Here is a 21,745-nt window from a genome sequence, read left to right on the forward strand (position 1 = left end):
GGGGTTTCGCGGAGGTTTCCTCCAAGACGCCTCGAAGGTCGCCACGGGTGCTGCACGGCGAGCAGATGCGCAGCCGTCGGCGACGACTGAGAAGGAGTGGTGAAGACCGATGTCCCGACTCGTGATGGCGCCGTTCGCCGCGGCCGGTCTCGCGCTCGAAGCGCTGGGTGTCGCCGCGCTGGTGGGCTGGCAGATCGTTGCGCTCGCGACCGGCGACACCGCATCCACGGTGTCGGCCGTCGCTCTGGCCGTGTTGACCGCGATCGGCGCGGTGGGCCTGGGGGCGTTCGCGGTGGCTGTCCACCGCGGTTCGTCGATGGCGCGATCGGGAGGGATCGTCGCGCAGGTGCTGATCCTGGCCGTCGCGCTCGGCGCGGCCACGGGCGAGTACGCCCATCCGCTGACGGCCGCCGCGATCGCGGTGCCGGCAGTGGTGGAACTGGTGCTGCTGATCGTCACCGCCGGTCAGGCGGCGCGGTTGGCCGCCGCTGACGACGACGCCGCTGCGGACGACTCCGCCTGACGGTCCGTTCCAGCCGAACTCAGTCGAGCCCGAGCAGCTTGCGGATCCGCGCGACGTGGCCGGTCGCCTTGACGTTGTAGAGGGCGCGTTCGACGATTCCCTCGCCGTCGAGCACGATCGTCGAGCGGATGACTCCCTCGATCTTCTTGCCGTAGTTCACCTTCTCGCCCCAGGCGCCGTAGGCCGAGTGGACGGCATGATCCGGATCGCTCAGCAGGTCGTAGGTGAGACCGTCGCGTTCGCGGAACTCGCGCAGCTTCGCGAGGTCGTCGCGCGAGACGCCGAGCACGCGGTACCCCGCGGCCTGGATCGGACCGATCGAGTCGCGGAAGTCGCACGCCTCCGTCGTGCACCCCGGGGTCATCGCAGCTGGGTAGAAGAACAGGATGGCGCCGGTGCCGCGCAGGTCGGCGAGGGTGACGGTGCTGCCGTCCTGGTCGGTGAGGGAGAAATCGGGTGCGGGCGTGCCGGGCTCGAGGCGCGTGGTCGTCATGCCTCCAGCGTAGGTGTCTCAGGCGCGGTCGGCGAAGGTCGACAGCAGGCGCTGAAGGGAGTCCAGGCGAGCCGCGCCGCGCGCGCCCAGGCGTCCCTCTGCGACGGCCTCCACGATCGCGCAATCCGGCGCGTCGGGAAGATGCGTGCAGCCGCGTGGGCAGTCCCTGGCGATCTCGGCGAGATCGGTGAAACCCTGGAGCAGGTTCGCGGGATCGACGTGGCCGAGACCGAAAGAGCGCACGCCGGGAGTGTCGATGACCCACCCGTTCCCCGCCGCCGCGCGGTATCTCAGACTCACCGTGGACGACGAGGTGTGCCGGCCACGACCGGTCACCTCGTTGACGTGTCCGGTGGCGCGTCCGGCCGTGGGCACGAGGGCGTTCACGAGGGTCGACTTGCCGACGCCCGAGTGCCCGACGAACACCGTGGAGTGGCCCACGAGGGCGGCGCCGACGTCGTCGACGGGGATGAGTCCGCGGGCGCTGGTGAACACCCGCAGGTCCAGCCCTTCGAAATGCTGGAGGAAGCGCGTCGGATCGGCGAGGTCGGTCTTGGTCACGACCATGAGCGGGCGGATGCCCGCGTCGAGGGCCGCGACGAGGTAGCGGTCGACGAGCCGCTCGCGCGGCTCTGGGTCGGCGGCGGCGACCACCACGAGCATCTGATCGGCGTTGGCGACCACGATGCGTTCGACCTGGTCGGTGTCGTCGGCGCTGCGGCGCAGGAGAGACGTGCGCTCCTCGATGCCGACGATGCGGGCGAGGGTTCCGGCCGTGCCCGACGTGTCGCCCACCACGCGAGCGCGGTCGCCGGTGACGATCGCGGTGCGGCGCAGCTCCCGCGCGCGTGTGGCCAGTGCGGGATGCTCGTCGGGTCCGTCCTCGTCGACGAGCACCGTGTACCGGCCGCGGTCGACGCCGAGCACGCGGCACACCACGGCGTCCTCGTGCGCGGGCCGCCGTTTGGTGCGTGGGCGATTGGCCTTCGGATTCGGTCGCACGCGCACATCGGACTCGTCGAACTCCGGCTCGTCGTCTTCGTCGACGTCGTCGAGCCAGCTCACCGCGCCTCCGCCGTCACGAGGCCAGTGACGCCGACACGTCGTCGCCGTGGATCATCGCTCGCCACAGCTGGGGGAACTGCGGCAGGGTCTTGGCCGTCGTGCCGATGTCGTCGACCTCGACACCCGGCACGGCGAGGCCGATGAGGGCTCCCGTCGTCGCCATGCGGTGATCGTGGTGCGCGCGCCAGACGCCGGCATGCAGCGGGCGTGGCACGATACGGATGCCGTCCGGGAGCTCGTGCGCCTCGCCGCCGAGGGCGCGCAGCTCCCCGATGAGCGCGGCGATGCGATCGGTCTCGTGACCGCGGATGTGCCCGATGCCGTGGAGCACGCTCTCGCCGTCGGCGAAGGCCGCGAGACCGAAGATCGTCGGGGCGAGCTCGCCCGCGGCAGAAAGGTCGAGTTCGACGCCGTGAATGCCGTTGCCGGCCCCGACGGTCAGCGCGCCGCCGCGCCGGCTCACGCGCGCCCCCATGACGGCGAGGATGTCCGCGAGCATCGCGCCCGGCTGCGTGGAGTGGGGCGGCCACCCCTGCACGGTGACCTGGCCGCCGGCGACCATCGCCGCGGCCAAGAACGGTGCGGCGTTGGACAGGTCGGGTTCGACGGCGATGTCCTTGCCGCGGATGGGGCCCGCCGGCACGATCCACTCGCCGACGGACGGACGCTCGACGTGCACGCCGCGATGCGCGAGTGCTTCGACGGTCATGTCGATGTGCGGCATGCTCGGCAGCCGATCGCCGGCGTGCACCAGGTGCAGGCCGACGTCGAAGCGGGGTGCGGCCAGCAGGAGGCCGGAGACGAACTGGCTCGACGCGCTGGCGTCGATCGTGATCTCGCCACCGCGCACGTGCCCGTGACCGCGCACCGAGAACGGCAGTGACCAGCGACCACCGTCGTCGATATCGACCCCCACGTCGCGGAGCGCCTTGATCATCGCTCCCATGGGTCGATGCAGCGCGCTCTGGTGCGCGGTGACGGTGATCTCGCCTCCGGTGAAGCCCGCCAACGGCGTGACGAACCGCATCACGGTCCCCGCCTGACCGCAATCCACGACGCCGCCCTCCGACAGCGGCCAGCGCGGCGTGATCACCAGATCGTCTCCGAACGGACTGTCACCGGCCTCCGTCTCGATCCCGACCCCGAGCGAGCGCAGGGCGTCGACCATGCGGGCGGAATCGTCGGAATGGAGCGGGGCACGCAGACGACTCGGGCCGTCGGCGAGAGCTGCGAGAACGAGCTCGCGGTTCGTCAGTGACTTCGAGCCGGGCACGGACAACGTCGAATCCAGCGGCCCGTCGGCGACGGGCGCCTGCCAGGCTCCGGTCGCGGCCGGAGTGGACGTGGGGGAATACCCGTCGGTGGTCATCGGTTCCTAGATTACTGAACCCTCGAGAGGAGCCGCATGATCACGACGCTGAGTCGTCCCGTGACGACGCATATCGGCGCCTCGGAGACCTCGCACGGGGCCGACGTAGACTTTTCCGTGATGAGCGATCAGGCCAAGACGGCGGAAGAGGCCCGCACCCAATTCGAGGCGCAGGCGCTGCCGTTCATGGACCCCCTGTACGCGGCGGCCATGCGCATGACGCGGAACCCCGCCGACGCCGCGGATCTGGTGCAGGAGACGTTCGTGAAGGCGTTCGCCTCGTGGTCGTCGTTCACGCAGGGGACGAACCTCAAGGCGTGGCTCTACCGCATCCTCACCAACACCTACATCAACACCTACCGCAAGAAGCAGCGCGAGCCGTATCAGGGCACCATCGACGAACTCGAGGACTGGCAGCTCGGCGGCGCCGAGTCCACCACCGCCACGAGCAGCCGGTCGGCGGAGGCCGAGGCGATCGACCACATGCCGGCGTCGGCGGTAAAGGATGCGCTGCAGTCCATCCCGGAGGACTTCCGGATGGCGGTCTACCTGGCAGACGTGGAGGGGTTCGCCTACCAGGAGATCGCCGACATCATGAAGACCCCGATCGGCACGGTCATGAGCCGCCTGCACCGAGGCAGGCGGATGCTGCGTGATCTGTTGGCGGAGTACGCACGGGAGCGCGGCATCCAGACCGCGCCGACGAGGAGTGAGAAATGACCGATTGCGGCTGCGAGAAGGCGCGGCGGGACCTCGAGGAGTACCTGCGCAACGAGGTCTGCAAGACCGAGCACGCCGACATCAAGGAGCACCTGGAGCACTGCCCGGCGTGTCGCGATGAGGCGCTCGTGGCAACGACCCTGACCGACGTGGTGGCGCGGGCGTGCCGGGAGACCGCGCCCGAGGATCTGCGCGATCAGGTTCTCGCCCGCGTGAGGGCCATCCAGGCCGGTCACTGATCGTTCACGGCACCACCACGGTCAGGGCGTGTGACGAAGGCCGCCGCATCCATGCGGTGCGGCGGCCTTCGTCACAGCTCCGTGCGCTGTTCAGCGCAGCGTGAGAGCGGTCTTGATGATCTCGGCCTGCTCGAGCGCGTGCACCTTCGGTGAACCGGTTGCGGTGGAGGCGGCGGCTTCGCGGGAGACGCGGCGGACGGTGCGGCCATCGAGGTGCTTGGACAGCTCGAGCGCGATGAACGGCCACGCACCCTGGTTCTCCGGCTCGTCCTGCACCCACACGAGCTCCGCGTCGGGGTAGGAGGCCAGCACCGACCGCAGTGCCTCGACCGGTGACGGATAGTACTGCTCGAGGCGCACCAGCGCGACGGCGGGATTCGGGTTCTTCTCGAGCTCGGCGCGCAGATCCCAATGGATCTTTCCAGCATGCAGCAGCACGCGGCGCACGGCGCTCTTGTCGATGCCGCGGTCGTCGTCGAGCACGGGTTCGAACCGCCCGGTGAGGAACGCGTCGACGGGGCTGGTCGCGCCCCGCAGGCGCAGCATGGCCTTCGGCGTGAACACGACGAGCGGGCGACGCGGCCGCGCGTAGGCCTGCCGGCGCAGCAGATGGAAGTAGGAAGCCGGCGTCGACGGGCGCGCGATGGTCATGTTGTTCTGCGCGCACATCGCCAGGAAGCGCTCGATGCGGGCCGACGAGTGGTCGGGCCCCTGGCCCTCATAGCCGTGGGGGAGCAGCAGGACGACGCTCGACTGCTGGCCCCACTTCTGCTCCGCCGACGAGATGAACTCGTCCACCACCGATTGTGCGCCGTTGGCGAAGTCACCGAACTGCGCCTCCCACAGCACGAGCGCCTCGGCGCGCTCGACCGAGTATCCGTACTCGAATGCCATCGCGGCGTACTCGCTGAGCAGAGAGTCGTAGGCGAAGAACTTGCCCTGACTGTCGGACAGGTTCGTCAGCGGCAGCCATTCCTGCCCGTTGGCGCGATCGTGCAGCACGCTGTGGCGCTGCGCGAAGGTGCCGCGACGGGCATCCTGACCCGCCAGCCGCACCGGGGTGCCTTCGACCAGCAGCGAGCCGAAGGCGAGCAGCTCGCCGAATGCCCAGTCGATCCCGCCGTTGCGGCTCATGTCGTGGCGCTTGTCGAGCAGCTGCTGCAGCTTGCTGTGCACCGTGAAGCCCTCGGGCTTGTTGACGAAGCGGTCGCCGATCATGTGGACGACCTCACGCGAGACGGCCGTCGACTCGGGCTCGCCGACCGAGGCATCCGGTGCCGCATCGGTGTTGACGACCTCGTTGGTGCCCGTCTCGGCGGCGTGCGTCTCGGCGAAGGCCACCTCGAGGCGGCCCTGGAAGTCCTGCTTGGCCTGCTCGTACTCCTCCTGGGTGATGTCACCGCGACCGACCAGCGATTCGGTGTACAGGCGCCGCACGGAGCGCTTGGCCTCGATGAGATTGGTCATCAGCGGCTGCGTCATCGACGGGTCGTCGCCCTCGTTGTGACCGCGACGGCGGTAGCAGACGAGGTCGATGACGACATCCTTGTGGAACTTCTCGCGGTAGGCGAACGCCAGCTGGGACACGCGCACGACCGCTTCGGGGTCGTCGCCGTTCACGTGGAAGATCGGAGCCTGGATGGTCTTGGCGACGTCGGTCGCGTACACCGAGGTGCGGGCGTCCTGCGGCACGGTGGTGAAGCCGACCTGGTTGTTGACCACCACGTGGATGGTGCCGCCGGTGCGGTAACCGCGCAGCTGCGACATCTGCAGCGTCTCGACGACGACGCCCTGGCCGGAGAAGGCCGCGTCGCCGTGGACCAGAACCGGCAGCCACGAGAACGAGCCGATGGGCTTGAGGTCCTGCTTGGCGCGCACGATGCCCTCGAGCACGCCGTCGACCGTCTCGAGGTGCGACGGGTTCGCGGCCAGGTACACCGGCAGCTCCTCGCCGCCGTCGGCGACGAAGGTCCCCGACGTTCCGAGGTGATACTTCACATCGCCGGAACCGCTCTTGGAGCCGATCGCGACGGAACCCTCGAACTCGCGGAACACCTGCCCGTAGGTCTTGCCGGCGATGTTGGTCAGCACGTTGAGGCGACCCCGGTGCGCCATGCCGATCGCGGCGCCGTCGAGCCCCGCCTCGGCCGCGCCCTGCAGGATCTCGTCGAGGAGGGGGATCAGCGACTCGCCGCCCTCGAGGCTGAAGCGCTTCTGGCCGACGTACTTCGTCTGCAGGAACGTCTCGAACGCCTCGGCCTGGTTCAGCTTCTTCAGCACGCGCAGCTGCTCGTCGTGCGTGGGCTTCTGGTACTTGACCTCGACGTTGTCCTGGAACCAGCGACGCTGATCGGGATCCTGGATGTGCATGTACTCGATGCCGATCGTGCGGCAGTACGAGTCGCGCAGCACCCCGAGGATGTCGCGGAGCTTCATCACGCGCTTGCCGCCGAAGCCGCCGGTGACGAACTCGCGGTCGAGGTCCCAGAAGGTCAGACCGTGCTGCTCGATCTCGAGGTCGGGGTGAGTGCGCTGGATGTACTGGAGGGGATCGATGTCGGCCATGAGGTGGCCGCGCACGCGGAAGGCGTTGATCAGCTCGTGAACGCGGGCCTGCTTGTCGATGCGCTCGGCGATGTCGACGTTGATGTCGTTCGCCCAGCGGATCGCGGCGTAGGGGATGCGCAGCGCTGCGAAGATGTCGTCGTAGAAGCTGCGCTCGCCGATCAGCAGCTCGTGCACGCGCTTGAGGAACTCGCCCGAGCCGGCGCCCTGGATGACGCGGTGGTCATAGGTGCTCGTGAGCGTGATCGTCTTGCCGATCGCCATCTCGTTGAGCGTTTTGGAGCTGGCGCCCTGGAACTCCGCGGGGTAGTCCAGCGCACCGGCGCCGACGATGCAGCCCTGACCCTTCATCAGTCGCGGCACCGAGTGCACGGTGCCGATGCCGCCGGGGTTGGTCAGCGAGATCGTCGTGCCCTGGAAGTCGGCCGCGGTGAGCTTGTTCTTGCGCGCCCGGCCGACGAGGTCCTCGTAGGAGGCGAGGTACTCGCCGAAGGAGAGGGATTCCGCGCGCTTGATCGAGGGCACCAGGAGGGCGCGGGTGCCGTCGGGCTTCGGGATGTCGATCGCGATGCCCAGGTTGATGTGGGCCGGCGCCACCACCGAGGGCTTGCCGTCGATCTCGGCGTAGAACACGTTCTGGCTCGGGATCTCCTTGAGCGCCCGGATGATCGCCCAGCCGATGAGGTGCGTGAAGCTGACCTTGCCGCCGCGCGTGCGCGACATGTGGTTGTTGATCACGATGCGGTTGTCGATCATGAGCTTCGCCGGAATGGTGCGCACGCTCGTGGCGGTGGGCACGGTCAGCGATTCATCCATGTTCGCGGCGAGGGCCTTCGGCATGCCGCGCAGCGCGGTGACCGTGTCCTCCTCGGTCGACTCCTCAGCAGAGGAGGGCACGACCTTCGGCGCCTGGGCCGGGATCGGCTGCGCGGCAGCCGGCTTCGCGGTGGTGCGCGCCACCGGCGGTGCGCCGATGACGGGAACCGGCGCGGTCACCGGGTGTGCGGTCGGTGCGGCTCCATCCGGGGCCGGGACCTCGCCCTTGACGGGGCTGTACTCCTCGAGAATCGGCCACCATGCCTTGTCGACGGAGTTCTTGTCGACCTTGAACTGCTCGTACAGCTCGTCGACGAGCCATTCATTGGCCCCGAACTCCCCTTCGCTCGAAACCCCGACGCCCGTCACCTGGCTCGACACGCCTTATCGCCCGCTTTCGTGAAGATCGTGTGGAATACGACGAACCGTCAGCGGCTCGCACGCTCGAGGATCAAGCGTAGTCCCTTCTGGCTGGGCGTTCGCCACGCGCGCGAAGGTAGCCAGAACGATTCCGAACCCCCGGGGCGGCTCTCCTCGGAGGCGGCTCGTTACGCTGGGTCCATGGAGTTCTACGGCGCCCAGCCCGAGGTCGATCTCACGTATTCGGATGTCTTCCTCGTCCCCCGTCGATCGGAGGTGGCGAGCCGCCTCGACGTCGACCTCGCGCCCGACGACGGCACTCCCGCCACGCTCCCGCTGGTGGCGGCGAACATGAACTCCGTCACCGGTCCGCGGCTCGCGGCCACCCTCTCCCGTCGCGGCGGCCTGGGTGTGCTGCCGCAGGACATGCCGCTGCAGGATCTCGACGCGGCGATCCGATGGGTGAAGGCGCAACCCGTGACGTGGGACACCCCGCTCGTGCTGCCGCCGGACATGACCGTCGCCGAGGCCGCGCAGATCGTGCCGGCAACGGAGGGGCACGGCATCGTCGTCAGCGACGCCTCCGGCGGCGACATCCTCGTCGATGACGTGCAGGGGATCGTGCCGGCGGCTCGGCTCGGCACCGCACTCCCCGACGCGCGCCTGGGTGATCTCGCCCGAGGCCGCCCCTCGTCGATCGACGCCGACGACGTCGCGGATGCCCGGCACGCGTTCGATCTGATGGTCGCCGCCGACGTCGAGACGGTCTGCGTGCTTCACCACGGCCACCTGGTGGGCACGCTGACGCGGCGCAGCGCACTGCGCTCGACGCTGTACCGACCCGCCGTCGACGGCGACGGGCGGCTCGGCGTCGCCGCGGCGGTCGGGATCAACGGCGACGTCGCCGCCAAGGCGCGAGCCCTCGCGGCGGCCGGTGTCGACGTGCTCGTCGTCGACACTGCGCACGGGCATCAGGAGGGCATGCTGCGGGCGCTGCGCACGGTCGCCGACCTCGACCTCGGACTTCCCATCGCGGCCGGCAACATCGTCACCGCCGCCGGGGTCGACGACCTCGTCGACGCCGGCGCGACGATCCTGAAGGTGGGCGTGGGCCCGGGCGCGATGTGCACGACGCGGATGATGACCGCCGTCGGACGCCCCCAGTTCTCCGCGGTGCTCGAGACGGCGGAGGCGGCGCGCGCCGCCGGCGCGCACGTCTGGGCCGACGGGGGAGTGCGCTACCCGCGCGACGTCGCCCTGGCGCTCGCGGCGGGGGCGGCATCCGTCATGATCGGCTCGTGGTTCGCCGGCACCATCGAGGCGCCCGGGCGCCTGCAGACCGACGCCGACGGTCGCGTGTTCAAGGAGTCGTGGGGCATGGCCTCCACGAAGGCCGTGCAGGATCGGTTCGGCCGGCTGGACCCGTACGAGCGCGCGCGCAAGGAGCTGTTCGCCGAGGGGATCTCGTCGTCGAAGATCTACCTCGATCCGCTGCGGCCGGGCCTGGAGGACCTGCTGGACATGATCACGGCGGGCGTGCGCTCCTCGTTCACCTACGCGGGGGCCGCCACCGTGGCGGACTTCCACGCCCGCGCCCGCGTCGGGCTGCAGTCCGCCGCCGGCTACGACGAGGGCAAGGCGCTGCCGGTCAGCTGGTGATGCCGCCTCCCGGCCGGGACTCATCCGTTCGCTTGTCATCGGATGTCCTCTCGCGCGGCCGAAGCGACATCGAGCGCCAGGTGAACCGCGCGAGAAGCTGGGAGGAGCCCGCGCGCGAGCGCGCGAGACTGCCGTAAGATCTTCTCCACGATGGACGACCCTCCCAGTTGCAGACGCTCGCCCCACCGACCCGACCACCGCATGAGCGGGGGTGACGCGTGATGGACTACGTCATGCTGGGCGTGGGGCTCCTTCTGACCATCGGCACCGGTCTGTTCGTGGCCAGCGAATTCGCGCTGGTGAACCTCGACCGTGCCGACCTGGAGTCGCGGCAGAAGGCGGGTGAATCCCGGCTGGCGCTGACGATCAGCGCGCTGCGGATCACCTCGACGCACCTCTCCAGCGCGCAGCTGGGCATCACCCTGACGACGCTCCTGACCGGTTACACGATGGAGCCGGCGATCTCGAACCTGCTGCGCCCCGTGCTCACGTCGTGGGGCTGGCCGGATGCGCTGGTCACGCCGCTGTCGGCGACGATCGGCATCGCGATCGCGACGGTCTTCTCGATGATCATCGGCGAACTCGTGCCCAAGAACTTCGCGCTCGCCGTGCCGCGGCAGACCGCCAAGCTCGTCATGCCGTTCCAGGTGGCCTTCACCACCGTCTTCCGGCCCGCCATCCTCGTGCTCAACGGCAGCGCGAACGGCGTGCTCCGGGCCATCGGCATCGAGCCCAAGGAGGAGCTGTCGGGCGCGCGCACCGCCGAGGAGCTGTCGAGCCTCGTGCGCCGATCGGCCAGTGCCGGCGTGCTCGAGGAGGACACGGCGTCGCTCTTGGATCGGAGCCTGACCTTCTCGCGGTTGAGCGCCGCCGACGTGATGACGCCGCGACCGAGCGTGCACGCCGTCGCCGTCGGCGACGCCGTCGAAGACGTGATCCAGCTGGCGCGCCGCACGGGGCACAGCCGCTTCCCCGTCTACGAGGATTCGATGGACGACATCGTCGGCGTCGTGCACCTCAAGGCGGCCGTCAGCGTGCCGCGCGCCAAGCGCGCCGAGGTGCCGGTGGGCGCGATCAGCAGCGAGCCGCTGCGAGTCCCCGAGGCGGTTCATCTGGATGCGCTGGTCGCCGAACTCCGCACGCGCGGCTACCAGATGGCCGTCGTCGTCGACGAATACGGCGGCACCGCGGGGGTCGTCACGCTCGAGGACATCGTCGAGGAGATCGTCGGCGAGGTGCTCGATGAGCACGACCGGCGTCGCGCGGGCATCGTCCGCGCATCCGGGTCCATCATCTTCCCGGGCGAGCTGCGCCCCGACGAGCTGCTGGATCGCACCGGCATCCGCATCCCCGAAGGCGAGGTCTACGACACCGTCGGCGGGTTCATCATGAGCGTGCTCGAGCGCATCCCCACCGCCGGTGACGCACTCCAGCTCGAGGAGGGCGTCATCGAGGTGCAGCGCATGGAGGGCCGCCGCGTCGATCGCGTGCGGTTCACGCCGGTGGCCGTTCCGGTCGCCTCGGCCGCCGAGGGAGGTGAGCGCCGATGAGCGATTGGGCCGGGCTCGCGTGGCTGGCTGTGCTCCTGGTCGCCAACGCCTTCTTCGTCGGCGCCGAGTTCGCCGTGATCTCCGCCCGCCGCTCGCAGATCGAGCCGCTGGCCGAACGCGGTTCGCGCAGCGCCAAGACCGCGCTGTTCGCCATGGAGCACGCGACGCTCATGCTGGCGACCAGTCAGCTGGGCATCACGATCTGCTCGCTGCTCATCCTGAACGTCTCCGAGCCGGCCATCCACCACCTGCTGGCCGTACCGCTGGGGCTCACCGGGCTGAGCGAAGCGCTCGTGGACACCATCGCGTTCGTCATCGCGCTGCTGGCCGTGTCGTACCTGCACGTCGTGTTCGGCGAGATGGTGCCGAAGAACCTCGCGTTCTCGGTGCCCGACCGGGCCGTGCTGATGCTCGCGACGCCGCTGGTGTGGGTCTCCAAGGTGTTCCACCCCGTGATCGTCACGCTCAACTGGACCGCCAACCACATCGTCCGGCTGGCCCGCGTGGAGCCGAAGGACGAGGCCGCTTCGACCTTCACCCTCGAGGAGGTCGCCACGATCGTGACGCAGTCGCGCATCGAGGGCGTGCTCGACGACTCGGCGGGGACCGTGGCGGCCGTGGTGGAGTTCACCGACAAGAAGGCCAAGGACATCGCCGTGCCCCTCGGCGACCTGGTGACCCTCCCGGAGCGCACCACGCCCCACAAGATCGAGCGGGCCGTCGCCAAGCACGGCTTCTCGCGCTACGTGATCGTCGACGGAGAGGGCGTGCCGACCGGCTACGTGCACCTGAAGGACGTGCTGCGCGCGGCCGAAGGCCCCGACGGCGGTGCCGACGTGACGCGCCCCATCCCGTCCAAGCGCATCCATCACATGGTGCCGGTGACGGAGGAGACCGACCTGGAGGATGCCCTCGCGCTGATGCGCAATGCGGGCCGCCACCTCGCCCAGGTGCGCGACACCTCGGGGCAGACGACGGCGGTGCTGTTCCTCGAGGACATCATCGAGGAGCTCATCGGCGAGGTGCAGGACGCCACGAGCCGTCGGCGCTGATTTGCCCGTCGGTCGCCGCCGCGTCGCTTCGCGCGGATAGGGTGTGCGGCATGCGCAGATGGACGGCGACCGACGCGGCGGGAAGCCTTCGGGCCCCGACCTCGCACGACGACAAGTACACGCGCGGGGTGGTGGGCATCCGCACGGGATCACCGTCGTTCAAAGGTGCCGCCGTGCTGGGTGTCGAGGCCGCCTGGCGCGCCGGTGTGGGGATGGTGCGCTACGTCGGACCGGCCGGTGCGGAGGTGCTGGCCCGTCGCCCCGAGACGGTGCTGTCCGAAGGCCGCGTCAACGCCTGGGTGATCGGCTCGGGCACCGACCCGGCCCACCGCGACGGTGCCGAGACCGCCCTGCTGCGGGAGATCCTCGCCGGGACCGTGCCGGTCGTGGTCGATGCCGGAGCGCTCGACCTCGTCGATCATCCCGCGGCTCCCGTTGTCATCACCCCGCACGCGGGCGAGTTCGGTCGTCTGCGCTCCAGGCTCGGCATGCCGCCCGTGGACCCCGACGCCGACCTCGCGGAGCGCGACGACGCCGCCCTCGAGACCGCGGAGGCGCTCGGCGCCGCCGTGCTGCTCAAGGGGGCGCGCACCGTCTCCGCGGCGCCGGGCGGATTCATCGCCGTCGTCGCGGATGCCACGCCGTGGCTTGCGACAGCGGGCACGGGGGATGTGCTCGCCGGGGTGGTCGGCGCCCTCGCGGCGGGTGCGGAAGACCTCACGTCGGCGGCCCAGTGGGGACCCGTCGCCGCCACGGGGGCGTGGCTGCACGGGCGTGCCGCCAACGTGGCCGCCGGCCGATACGGCCTCGCGGGCGGCCCGATCACCGCGCTCGACGTGGCCGACGCCCTGCCGGCCGCCGTCGGCGAGGTCATCGCCGCCGCCCCGGCCTGAGGAGCCGCGTCGCTCTAGGATGGAGCGGTGTCGAGGCGGGGGATGCTGTGGGCGGGCTTCGCGGTCGTTCACGTGCTCATCGCAGGGGCGGGCTTCGTGCTGCCGAACCAGCCGATGGGCGATGTCTATCTCGTCTACGAGCCGTGGTCGCTCCAGGCGCTGGCGGGGGAGTCCATCGTCGGCGTCGACGAGGCGTGGGTGTATCCGCAGCTCGCCCTCCTGCCCATGCTCGCGGCGCACGCCCTCGCGTGGATAGCGGGATACGAGGTCGCGTGGGCGGTGCTGGTCACCGCGCTCGACGCGGCCGCCTTCGCGATGCTGGTGGGGGCCGCGCGCTCGCGCGGCCGCACGACCGCAGCGGCGTTCTGGCTCGTCTTCGCCGTCGCGCTCGGCCCGGTGGGCATGTATCGCCTCGACGGCGTCACCGTGCCGATCGCCATCGCGGGGCTGCTGTGGCTGGTCCGACGCCCGGTGATCGCGGCGATCCTGCTGGCCGCCGCGACGTGGATCAAAGTCTGGCCGGCCGCGCTCTTGGCGGCAGCGGTCGTCGCGCTCCGGCGGCGCCTGGTCGTGCTCGGCGCGGCGGCGGCGACCAGCGCGGTCGTGCTGGGGGCCATCGCCGTCCTCGGGGGCGCATCCCACGCCTTCGGGTTCGTCGCCGGACAGACCGCACGCGGCCTGCAGATCGAGGCGCCGGTGAGCGGATGGTTCCTGTGGCAGGTCGTCACCGGCTCCGCCGACGCGGCGATCGTGTACGACCGCGACATCCTCACCTTCCAGGTGCAAGGCCCGGGAGTCGACGCGATCTCGGCGGCGATGACGCCGCTTCTCGTGCTCGTCGCCGGTGCCGTCGTGATCCTCGGTGCGGTCAAGATGTGGCGCGGCGCGTCGTTCGCGGCGCTCTTCCCGCCGTTCTCGCTGGCCCTCGTCCTCACGCTGATCGTCGTCAACAAGGTCGGATCCCCGCAGTTCCTCGCGTGGCTGATCGCCCCGCTCGTGCTCTGGCTCGTGGTCGATCGGCGCCGCGGGATGGGGCCCGCCGCGCTCGCCGTCGCTGCGGCCGGGCTCACGCAGGTGGTGTATCCGCTCGTCTACGGCGGCATCCTCGTCGCCGAGCCCATGTCCGTGACGGTGCTGACACTGCGCAATGTGCTCCTCATCGTTCTGCTCGCGTGGGCGGTCATCCGCACCGCCCGCGTCCGCACTTCCGTCGCCGTGACCGTCGCGGCGACCTGACCGTCTGGAGACTCCCATGCTCATCGCCTTCTCCGTCGCGCCGAGCGGCACCGGAAACGTCGACGGCTCGGTGCACGACGCCGTCGCCGCGGCGGTCCGGATCGTCCGCGACAGCGGACTGCCTCACCGCACCACCTCGATGTTCACCGAGATCGAGGGGGAGTGGGAGGAGGTCATGGGCGTGGTGAAGGCTGCCACCGAAGCCGTCATGCCCTTCGGATCACGGGTCTCGCTCGTGCTGAAGGCCGACATCCGGCCCGGGTACTCCGGCGAGCTCGACGCGAAGATCGAGCGCCTCGAGTCCGCCATCGACGACGCGGAGTAGGACTCACGCCGGCGGATGTCCGCGGCACCGCCGTGCGCGACGCACGCTCGATGGGCCGGAGATGTCAGTCGAGGAGGCGACGCAGGTGCGCGGAGACGACGGGCGTCTCGATGAGGAAGGCGTCGTGGCCGAAGTCGCTCGTGATCACCGCGGCGCGATCGCCGTCGAGCGCGTTCGCGATGCCCGCGGCGATACGGTGCTGACCGTCGACGGGGAAGAGGCGGTCGCTGTCGATGCCGAGAACCAGCGTCGTCGCCGTCACGCGCGCGAGCGCCGCGTCGATGCCGCCGCGGTCCCGGCCGACGTCGTGGGAGTTCATCGCCTCGACGAGCGTGATGTAGGTGTTGGCGTCGAAGCGTCGCGTGAACTTGTTGCCGTGGAAGTCGAGATACGACTCGACCGCGAACCGGCCGCCGTGCCCGAGCGGACTCACCCCGGACTGCCATGATCGCTGGAACCGCTGGTTGAGCTCCGTGGGGGAGCGGTAGTTCAGAAGCGCCATGCGTCGCGCGAGGGACAGCCCACGCGTCGGTCCGTTGCCGTCGCCGGCGTCGTAGTAGTCGCCGCCCGCGAAGCGCGGGTCCATGCGGATGGCCTCCAGCTGCACGGAGTTCAGGGCGACCTGGTCGGCGGTGTTGGCCGGGGGCGCAGCGATGACGGCGAGGCGCTCCACCCGCTCGGGATGCATCACGGCCCACTCGAGTGCGTGCATCCCTCCCATCGAGCCGCCCACGACGCCGGCCCAGCGCTCGATGCCGAGCGCGTCGGCGAGCCGCGTCACCGCGTGAACCTGGTCGCGGACCGTCAGGTACGGGAAGCGTGCCGCCCACTCCGCCCCGTTGGGCGCGATGCTGGCGGGGCCGGTCGACCCCTGGCAGCCGCCGAGCATGTTCGGGGCGATGACGAACCAGCGGTCGGTGTCGATCGCGGCACCGGGCCCCACGATGTCGTCCCACCAGCCGGCGGTCGGGTGCCCCGGTCCGGCGGGCCCTCGAACGTGGCTGTCGCCGGTCACCGAGTGCAGCAGCAGCACCGCATTGTCGCGGGTGGGGGACAGCTCCCCCCAGGACTCGTAGGCCAGCCGGTACCCGGGCAGCTCGTCGCCGCCCTCGGTGCGGAACGGTCCGAACGCCGCGAATCGGCGGTCGCCGACGGGATCGCCGTCCTGCCACGCTCCGGTGGCGGGCGGTCGACCCAGGAGCAGGCGCGCGTCGGCCTCCGTCACCGGTGCCGAGGGCACCGTGTCCTCGGAGGTCTGCCAGTCCATCGCGGCGGTCCTTTCATCGAGCGGTCGGCCGTGTCCTCTCACGGTATCCGCTCCGCCTCGCGGGATCGCGCGTATGACGACGCCGCGACCGTGAGGCTGCGACGCGGGCCGGAGGCCGTACATGCCGGGCACGTTATGTTCCGGAGCTAAACTTGTCCTTCGACCGATCGAGCCGGCGTGCTCGTGATGAGGAGGGTGCCGTTGGCTGGAAACGCGACGACCCGGTTCTCGAACGTCTCCCTGCTGTCGGTGGCGAGCGTGCTGCCGACGCGGGTCACGAGCTCCGACGACATCGAAGCGCGCCTGGGTCCGGCGCTGCAGCGGCTGAAGCTGCGGCCCGGATTGTTACGGCGCGTCGCCGGGGTCCTCGAGCGTCGCAACTGGGCGTCGGGGGAATCGTCCGACGCCGCCACCATCGTCGCGGGCGAGCGCGCACTCCGCGAGGCCGGCGTCGACGCGTCCGAGGTCGGTCTGCTCATTAACACCTCGGTCAGCCGCAAGCATCTCGAGCCCTCCGTCGCCGTCACCCTGCACCACGGCCTCGGGCTGCCGACGTCGGCGGTGAACTTCGACGTCGCCAATGCGTGCCTCGGCTTCGTGAGCGGGATGAACCTCGCCGCGAGCATGATCGAGTCCGGGCAGATCCGCTACGCCATCATCGTCAACGGCGAGGATGCCGACGACATCCAGGTCAACACCATCGAGCGCCTCAAGGGCGAGGGGATCGGGCGCGACGCGTTCATGAGCGAGTTCGCCTCGCTCACGCTCGGCTCCGGAGCGGCGGCGGCGGTGCTCGGACGGGCGGACGAGCATCCCGAGGGCCACCGCATCCTGGGCGGGGTGACCCGTGCGGCGACCCAGTTCCACGAGCTGTGCGTCGGCAGCGTCGACGGCATGTTCACCGACGCGAAGGCCCTGCTGCGCGGGGGCCTCGAGCTCGTGGTGTCGGCGTGGAAGGATGCGGCGTCGGACTGGAACTGGACCGGCATGGACCGCTACATCACCCACCAGGTCTCGTCGGTGCACACCAACGCGATCGTGAAGGCCGCGCGGCTCGACCGCGCCAAGGTGCCCACGACCTTCCCCGAATACGGCAACGTCGGACCCGCGTCCATCCCCATCACCCTCGATCAGGAGAAGCGCAACCTCTCGCGCGGCGACCGGGTGCTCCTGATGGGCGTCGGGTCGGGCCTGAACACGGCGATGATGGAACTCGCCTGGTGATCTCGCCCGCCGAGACCACCCTTCCCCCCGTCCGCGGGCTCGACGACCGCTTCCGGCGCACCCTCGAGGTTCCCGGCGTCCTCGCCGACGCGGGCCGCACGCGCACGTGGCACCATCTGGACACCGCAGACAGGCTGACCGATCTCGGCGCCGTGCCCGTCGGCACCATCCTCGCGGTGCACGGCAACCCGACGTGGTCGTTCCACTGGCGGCGCATCGCCGACGAGTCGGTGCGGCGGGCCGAGCGCGGCGAACCGACGTGGCGCGTGGTCGCCGTCGACCAGCTCGAGATGGGATTCTCCGACCGCACCGACCTCACCCGCACGCTCGAGCAGCGTGTGGCCGACCTCGGCGCCTTCACCGACGCGATCGGCCTCGACGGACCGGTGGTGACCTTGGGGCACGACTGGGGCGGCGTGATCTCGCTCGGGTGGGCGGTCGATCATCCCGACCAGCTCGCCGGGGTGGTCACGCTCAACACCGCCGTCCATCATCCCGACGGCCGCCCGATCCCCGCAGCGCTGCGGGTGGCGGGAGCGCGGGGCGTGCTCGCCGTTTCGACCGTGCAGACGACCGCCTTCCTCGACACGACCCTCGCGCTGGCCGAGTCCCGTCTTCCGATCGACGTGCGAGCGGGGTACCGAGCCCCCTATCTCACCGCCGAGCGCCGCCGCGGCGTCGGCGCCTTCGTCGCCGACATCCCGGTGGGCCCGACGCATCCCAGTCACACCGAGCTCACCCGCATCGCCGCGGGTGTACGCGAGCTGGGGGTTCCCGCGCTGCTGCTCTGGGGACCGCGCGACCCGGTGTTCCAGCAGCGCTATCTCGACGATCTCATCGACCGGATGCCCTACGCCGACGTGCACCGCTTCGAAGGCGCCGGACACCTCGTGGCCGAGGACCGGCCGTACGCGACGGCGGTGCTCGACTGGCTCGACCGGCGTGTCGAGGCGTCGTCGCTCGTGCCGACGGCCTCCGAGCCGGCGCCCCGCGCCGCCGGGGCGTTCGTACCGATGTGGCATCGCCTCGACGAGCGTGCCGACGACGACACGGTCGCGGCGATCGACATGACCTGCACGCCGCCGCGGACGGTCAGCTGGCGCCGACTGCACGACCGGGTCACCGTTCTGGCGACGGGGCTGCGCCGCCTGGGGGTGCGCCCGGGCGACCGCGTCTCTTTGCTCGTGCGTCCCGGGCCCACGCTCACCGCCGTCGTCTACGCCTGCCTGCGCATCGGAGCGGTCGTCGTCGTGGCCGACGCGGGCCTGGGCGTCGCCGGCCTCACCCGGGCCGTGCGCGGGGCGAGCCCCGACGTGCTGATCGGTGAGACGGTCGCGCTCGCCGCGGCCCGCACCCTCGGATGGCCGGGCACGAAGATCTCCGTGGATCGTCTGCCGTCCCTGACCGCGAGGGCGCTCGGCGTCGCCCGGAGCCTCGCGGAGGTGGCCGAGCTCGGCTCCGACGGCGATGCTTTGCCGGAACCCGGCCCCGACGACGTGGCGGCGGTGCTGTTCACGTCGGGATCGACCGGTCCGGCCAAGGGGGTCGTCTACACCCACGGTCAGCTCGCCGCCCTGCGAGACGTGCTCGGTGCGCACTTCGACGTGACCGATCAGGCGGGCCTGGTCACCGGCTTCGCGCCGTTCGCCCTGCTGGGGCCCGCCCTCGGCACACGTTCGGTGACACCCGATATGGATGTCTCCGCCCCGCGAACCCTCACCGCACGAGCCGTGGCCGCCGCCGTCGAAGCCGCGCACGCGCGCATCGTCTTCCTGTCGCCCGCGGCGATCCTCAATGTCGTCGCCACCGCCGGTGACCTCACCGCCGACGACCGGGCGGCGCTCGCGGGAGTCGAGACCTTCCTGTCCACCGGCGCACCGATCGGCGCCGAGCTGCTCTCCGCGGCCCAGCGGGTCTTCCCGAACGCGCAGCCGCACACCCCGTACGGCATGACCGAGTGCCTGCTGGTCACCGACATCACGCTCGCCGGCATCCGACAAGCCGCCGAGGCCCCGGACGACGGGGTGTGTGTCGGGACGCCGATCGACGGTGTGCGCGTGCGCGTGAGCACGCTCGACGCCACCGGCCGCGCGAGTGGTGCGCCCGGGGACGCCCCGGGTCTGCTCGGCGAGATCATCGTCGCCGCGCCGCACCTGAAGTCCCGCTACGACCGTCTCGCGCTGACCGACGCCGACGCGGTCCGCGACACCGCCGACGACGAGCAGGGCCTGCGGTGGCACCGTACCGGCGATGTCGGGCACCTGGATGAGCGGGGGAGGCTGTGGGTCGAGGGACGGCTCCCGCACGTGCTGACCACCGAGCACGGGCCGCTCGCCCCGGTCGGCGGGGAACAGCAGGTCGAACGGGTCGCCGGTGTGCGACGCGCGGCGGTCGTGGGGGTGGGTCCCTCGGGTCTGCAGCGCCCGGTCGCCGTCGTGGAGACGACCGACCCGGCGACGCGCGCCGGGCTCGCCGATCCGGAGCTGACGGCGCGCGTGCGCGCGGGCGTCGATCTGCCGCTCGCGGCGGTGCTCGTCGTTCCGGAGCTGCCCACCGACATCCGGCACAACTCCAAGATCGATCGCTCTCGGCTGTCGGTGTGGGCGGATGCGGTGTGCGCCGGGCGGAAGCCGGTGGCGCCGTGAGCGTGCTCGTCACGGGAGCATCCGGCTACCTCGGCGGCGCCGTCGCGACGGCTCTGGTCGCACGCGGTGACGAGGTGCGGACGCTGCAGCGGCGCCCCTCGCGTGTTCCCGGCGCCCAGGATCACCTCGGGTCGATCGAGGATCCTGCGCTGGTATCGCGTGCCCTCGAGGGCGCGGACACGGTGGTGCACCTGGCGGCGAAGGTGTCGCTGGCGGGGCCGACCCGCGACTTCGCCCGCGTCAACGTCGACGGCACGCGCGCGCTGCTCGCCGCGGCTAAGAGTTCCGGCGTGACCCGGTTCGTGCAGGTGTCCTCGCCGTCGGTGGCGCACGCGGGCGCCGCGCTCACCGGAGTCGGCGCTGAACCGGCCTCACCCGACCACGCCCGCGGCGACTATGCCCGCACGAAGGCACGTGGGGAACTCCTCGCACTGGCAGCCGACGACGACCGTCTGCGCGTGGTCGCCATCCGACCTCACCTCGTGTGGGGGCCGGGCGACCCTCAGCTGGTCACTCGGATCGTCGCCCGCGCCCGGGCGGGACGGCTGCCGCTCATCGACGGCGGAACCGCGCTGATCGACTCGACCTACATCGACAACGCCGTCACCGCCATCATCGCCGGCGCCGATCGTGCCGACCTCGCTCATGGGCGTGCCTTCGTCGTGACCAACGGCGAGCCGCGGCCGGTCGGCGAGCTCATCGCGGGGATGTGCCGTGCGGCGGGGGTCGCCCCGCCGTCGTGGAGCGTGCCGGGGTGGCTCGCCCGCGGAGCGGGGAGCGTGGTGGAGCGCGTCTGGGCGGTGCGACCCGGTGCCGACGAACCGCCTATGACCCGTTTCCTGGCCGAGCAGCTCTCCACCGCGCACTGGTTCGACCTGCGTGAGACGCGCGCCGCGTTGGACTGGTCTCCCGCGGTCTCGCTCGACGAGGGATTCGAGCGCCTCGCGGCCTCCTTCGCGTGAGATCGCGCGATCGACCCCCGGGGTGCCCGGTGCGGTGAGGATGAGGTCATGGCCAGATTCCTCCTCATCGCCGCATCCAGCGCCATCGGCGCCGCGACCGCCGACGTCCTGACCGAGGCCGGTCACGAGGTCGTCACCACGGCGCGCTCGCCCGGCGCGGACATCGCCCTCGACGCGACGGACTTCGACGCCGTCGACCGGGCGGTCGAGCAGGCTGGTCCCCTCGATGGCGTCGCGTGCTTCGCCGGGTCGATGCTGCTGAAGCCCGCGCACCTCACGTCGCGCGAGCAGTACGACGGGGTGGTTGCGGCGTCGCTGACGACGGCCTTCGCGACGGTGCGCGCCGCCGGGCGCCACTTGCGGAACGGCGGGTCGGTCGTGCTGGTCTCATCGGCCGCCGCGATGGCGGGCCTGTCCCACCACGAGGCCATCGCCGCGGCGAAGGCCGGGGTGATGGGACTGACGCTGTCGGCTGCGGCGACCTACGCGTCGTCGGGCCTGCGGGTGAACGCGGTCGCGCCGGGACTGACCCAGACGCCGCTGACGGCATCCCTCACCGGCAACGAGGGGTCGCGCAAGGTCTCCGAGGCGATGCACGCGCTCGGCCGCCTCGGCGAGCCCGCCGATGTCGCCCGCGCCGTCGCGTTCCTCCTCGACCCGGCTAACTCGTGGATCACCGGGCAGGTGCTCGGCGTCGACGGCGGCCTCGGCTCGCTCCGTCCTCGCCCGCACGCCTGAGCCGCACTGCAGAGGAGATCCCGCTTCAGGAGGACGGCCACCGA

At 71.0% G+C, this 21,745-nt stretch carries 18 protein-coding genes; 13 read left to right on the top strand and 5 right to left on the bottom strand.

Going from position 1 to position 21,745, the window contains the following annotated elements:
• Positions 1–109: 109 nt before the first annotated feature.
• On the top strand, positions 110–523 hold the full coding sequence (locus ACGG9C_RS02745) for a histidine kinase (protein ID WP_390178218.1): 414 nt from the start codon (positions 110–112) through the stop codon (positions 521–523).
• A gap of 19 nt (positions 524–542) precedes the next feature.
• Here ACGG9C_RS02745 and bcp read toward each other — a convergent pair whose 3' ends face one another.
• The 3 genes from bcp to aroA are packed head-to-tail and all read right to left on the bottom strand — an operon-like array spanning position 543 to position 3,450.
• On the bottom strand, positions 543–1,016 hold the full coding sequence (bcp, locus tag ACGG9C_RS02750) for a thioredoxin-dependent thiol peroxidase (RefSeq protein ID WP_390178219.1): 474 nt from the start codon (positions 1,014–1,016) through the stop codon (positions 543–545).
• A gap of 18 nt (positions 1,017–1,034) precedes the next feature.
• Positions 1,035–2,081 carry a ribosome small subunit-dependent GTPase A gene (rsgA, locus tag ACGG9C_RS02755; protein WP_286721000.1) on the bottom strand — a complete coding sequence of 349 codons (1,047 nt, stop codon included), beginning with the start codon at positions 2,079–2,081 and terminating at the stop codon, positions 1,035–1,037.
• Positions 2,082–2,094: 13 nt separating this feature from the next.
• On the bottom strand, positions 2,095–3,450 hold the full coding sequence (aroA, locus tag ACGG9C_RS02760; RefSeq protein ID WP_286721001.1) for a 3-phosphoshikimate 1-carboxyvinyltransferase: 1,356 nt from the start codon (positions 3,448–3,450) through the stop codon (positions 2,095–2,097).
• Positions 3,451–3,570: 120 nt separating this feature from the next.
• Here aroA and ACGG9C_RS02765 point away from each other — a divergent pair, with 120 nt between their 5' ends.
• Both ACGG9C_RS02765 and ACGG9C_RS02770 read left to right on the top strand, forming a co-directional pair.
• Positions 3,571–4,170 carry a sigma-70 family RNA polymerase sigma factor gene (locus ACGG9C_RS02765; protein WP_390178220.1) on the top strand — a complete coding sequence of 200 codons (600 nt, stop codon included), beginning with the start codon at positions 3,571–3,573 and terminating at the stop codon, positions 4,168–4,170.
• Entirely contained in the window at positions 4,167–4,409 is a 243-nt protein-coding gene (locus ACGG9C_RS02770; RefSeq protein WP_071045358.1) for a zf-HC2 domain-containing protein, read from the top strand. The genes ACGG9C_RS02765 and ACGG9C_RS02770 overlap by 4 nt, the downstream gene beginning before the upstream one ends.
• Positions 4,410–4,499: 90 nt before the next feature.
• Here the strand turns inward: ACGG9C_RS02770 and ACGG9C_RS02775 are convergent, their stop codons facing one another.
• A complete protein-coding gene (locus ACGG9C_RS02775) occupies positions 4,500–8,171 on the bottom strand; it encodes a multifunctional oxoglutarate decarboxylase/oxoglutarate dehydrogenase thiamine pyrophosphate-binding subunit/dihydrolipoyllysine-residue succinyltransferase subunit (RefSeq protein WP_083336591.1) in 3,672 nt (1,223 codons plus the stop codon).
• A 180-nt stretch (positions 8,172–8,351) separates the two neighbouring features.
• Between ACGG9C_RS02775 and ACGG9C_RS02780 the strand changes: the two genes are divergently transcribed.
• From ACGG9C_RS02780 to ACGG9C_RS02805, 6 genes are all read left to right on the top strand, one after another.
• The gene (locus ACGG9C_RS02780) at positions 8,352–9,809 is read left to right on the top strand and encodes a GuaB1 family IMP dehydrogenase-related protein (RefSeq protein ID WP_071045357.1); all 1,458 of its coding nucleotides are present in this window, start codon (positions 8,352–8,354) and stop codon (positions 9,807–9,809) included.
• 221 nt (positions 9,810–10,030) lie between these two features.
• Positions 10,031–11,359: a hemolysin family protein gene (locus tag ACGG9C_RS02785; RefSeq protein ID WP_071045356.1), complete on the top strand. Its 1,329-nt coding sequence runs from the start codon at positions 10,031–10,033 to the stop codon at positions 11,357–11,359.
• Entirely contained in the window at positions 11,356–12,411 is a 1,056-nt protein-coding gene (locus ACGG9C_RS02790; protein WP_071045355.1) for a hemolysin family protein, read from the top strand. The genes ACGG9C_RS02785 and ACGG9C_RS02790 overlap by 4 nt, the downstream gene beginning before the upstream one ends.
• Positions 12,412–12,461: 50 nt before the next feature.
• On the top strand, positions 12,462–13,304 hold the full coding sequence (locus tag ACGG9C_RS02795; protein WP_390178221.1) for an NAD(P)H-hydrate dehydratase: 843 nt from the start codon (positions 12,462–12,464) through the stop codon (positions 13,302–13,304).
• A gap of 27 nt (positions 13,305–13,331) precedes the next feature.
• Entirely contained in the window at positions 13,332–14,540 is a 1,209-nt protein-coding gene (locus ACGG9C_RS02800; RefSeq protein ID WP_390178222.1) for a hypothetical protein, read from the top strand.
• A gap of 16 nt (positions 14,541–14,556) precedes the next feature.
• Complete coding sequence (locus tag ACGG9C_RS02805) at positions 14,557–14,865, top strand: thiamine-binding protein (RefSeq protein WP_071045352.1); 309 nt, start codon at positions 14,557–14,559, stop codon at positions 14,863–14,865.
• A gap of 64 nt (positions 14,866–14,929) precedes the next feature.
• On the opposite strand, the gene ACGG9C_RS02810 is transcribed toward ACGG9C_RS02805, so the two are convergent.
• Complete coding sequence (locus ACGG9C_RS02810; protein ID WP_194383468.1) at positions 14,930–16,132, bottom strand: homoserine O-acetyltransferase; 1,203 nt, start codon at positions 16,130–16,132, stop codon at positions 14,930–14,932.
• A gap of 186 nt (positions 16,133–16,318) precedes the next feature.
• On the opposite strand from ACGG9C_RS02810, the gene ACGG9C_RS02815 reads away from it, so the two are divergent.
• From ACGG9C_RS02815 to ACGG9C_RS02830, 4 genes are read left to right on the top strand one after another with little or no spacing between them, the layout of a single operon-like run.
• Complete coding sequence (locus ACGG9C_RS02815; protein ID WP_194385538.1) at positions 16,319–17,356, top strand: 3-oxoacyl-ACP synthase III; 1,038 nt, start codon at positions 16,319–16,321, stop codon at positions 17,354–17,356.
• Positions 17,350–20,001: an alpha/beta fold hydrolase gene (locus ACGG9C_RS02820; RefSeq protein ID WP_390178225.1), complete on the top strand. Its 2,652-nt coding sequence runs from the start codon at positions 17,350–17,352 to the stop codon at positions 19,999–20,001. The genes ACGG9C_RS02815 and ACGG9C_RS02820 overlap by 7 nt, the downstream gene beginning before the upstream one ends.
• Complete coding sequence (locus tag ACGG9C_RS02825) at positions 19,998–20,963, top strand: NAD-dependent epimerase/dehydratase family protein (protein WP_390178226.1); 966 nt, start codon at positions 19,998–20,000, stop codon at positions 20,961–20,963. Before ACGG9C_RS02820 ends, ACGG9C_RS02825 begins: the two co-directional genes overlap by 4 nt.
• A gap of 48 nt (positions 20,964–21,011) precedes the next feature.
• On the top strand, positions 21,012–21,701 hold the full coding sequence (locus ACGG9C_RS02830) for an SDR family NAD(P)-dependent oxidoreductase (protein WP_390178223.1): 690 nt from the start codon (positions 21,012–21,014) through the stop codon (positions 21,699–21,701).
• The last annotated feature ends 44 nt before the right edge of the window (positions 21,702–21,745 follow it).

The sequence above is a fragment of the Microbacterium sp. MTN4-26 genome, from assembly GCF_042846595.1.
Taxonomy (GTDB): Bacteria; Actinomycetota; Actinomycetes; order Actinomycetales; family Microbacteriaceae; genus Microbacterium; species Microbacterium luteum.

Coding starts and splice junctions, on each gene's coding strand:
- ACGG9C_RS02770 (WP_071045358.1), top strand. CDS start 4,167: ATGACCGATTGCGGCTGCGAGAAGGCGCGGCGGGACCTCGAGGAGTAC.
- bcp (WP_390178219.1), bottom strand. CDS start 1,016: ATGACGACCACGCGCCTCGAGCCCGGCACGCCCGCACCCGATTTCTCC.
- ACGG9C_RS02790 (WP_071045355.1), top strand. CDS start 11,356: ATGAGCGATTGGGCCGGGCTCGCGTGGCTGGCTGTGCTCCTGGTCGCC.
- ACGG9C_RS02745 (WP_390178218.1), top strand. CDS start 110: ATGTCCCGACTCGTGATGGCGCCGTTCGCCGCGGCCGGTCTCGCGCTC.
- ACGG9C_RS02830 (WP_390178223.1), top strand. CDS start 21,012: ATGGCCAGATTCCTCCTCATCGCCGCATCCAGCGCCATCGGCGCCGCG.
- ACGG9C_RS02785 (WP_071045356.1), top strand. CDS start 10,031: ATGGACTACGTCATGCTGGGCGTGGGGCTCCTTCTGACCATCGGCACC.
- aroA (WP_286721001.1), bottom strand. CDS start 3,450: ATGACCACCGACGGGTATTCCCCCACGTCCACTCCGGCCGCGACCGGA.
- ACGG9C_RS02780 (WP_071045357.1), top strand. CDS start 8,352: ATGGAGTTCTACGGCGCCCAGCCCGAGGTCGATCTCACGTATTCGGAT.
- ACGG9C_RS02810 (WP_194383468.1), bottom strand. CDS start 16,132: ATGGACTGGCAGACCTCCGAGGACACGGTGCCCTCGGCACCGGTGACG.
- ACGG9C_RS02815 (WP_194385538.1), top strand. CDS start 16,319: ATGAGGAGGGTGCCGTTGGCTGGAAACGCGACGACCCGGTTCTCGAAC.
- ACGG9C_RS02765 (WP_390178220.1), top strand. CDS start 3,571: ATGAGCGATCAGGCCAAGACGGCGGAAGAGGCCCGCACCCAATTCGAG.
- ACGG9C_RS02805 (WP_071045352.1), top strand. CDS start 14,557: ATGCTCATCGCCTTCTCCGTCGCGCCGAGCGGCACCGGAAACGTCGAC.
- ACGG9C_RS02795 (WP_390178221.1), top strand. CDS start 12,462: ATGCGCAGATGGACGGCGACCGACGCGGCGGGAAGCCTTCGGGCCCCG.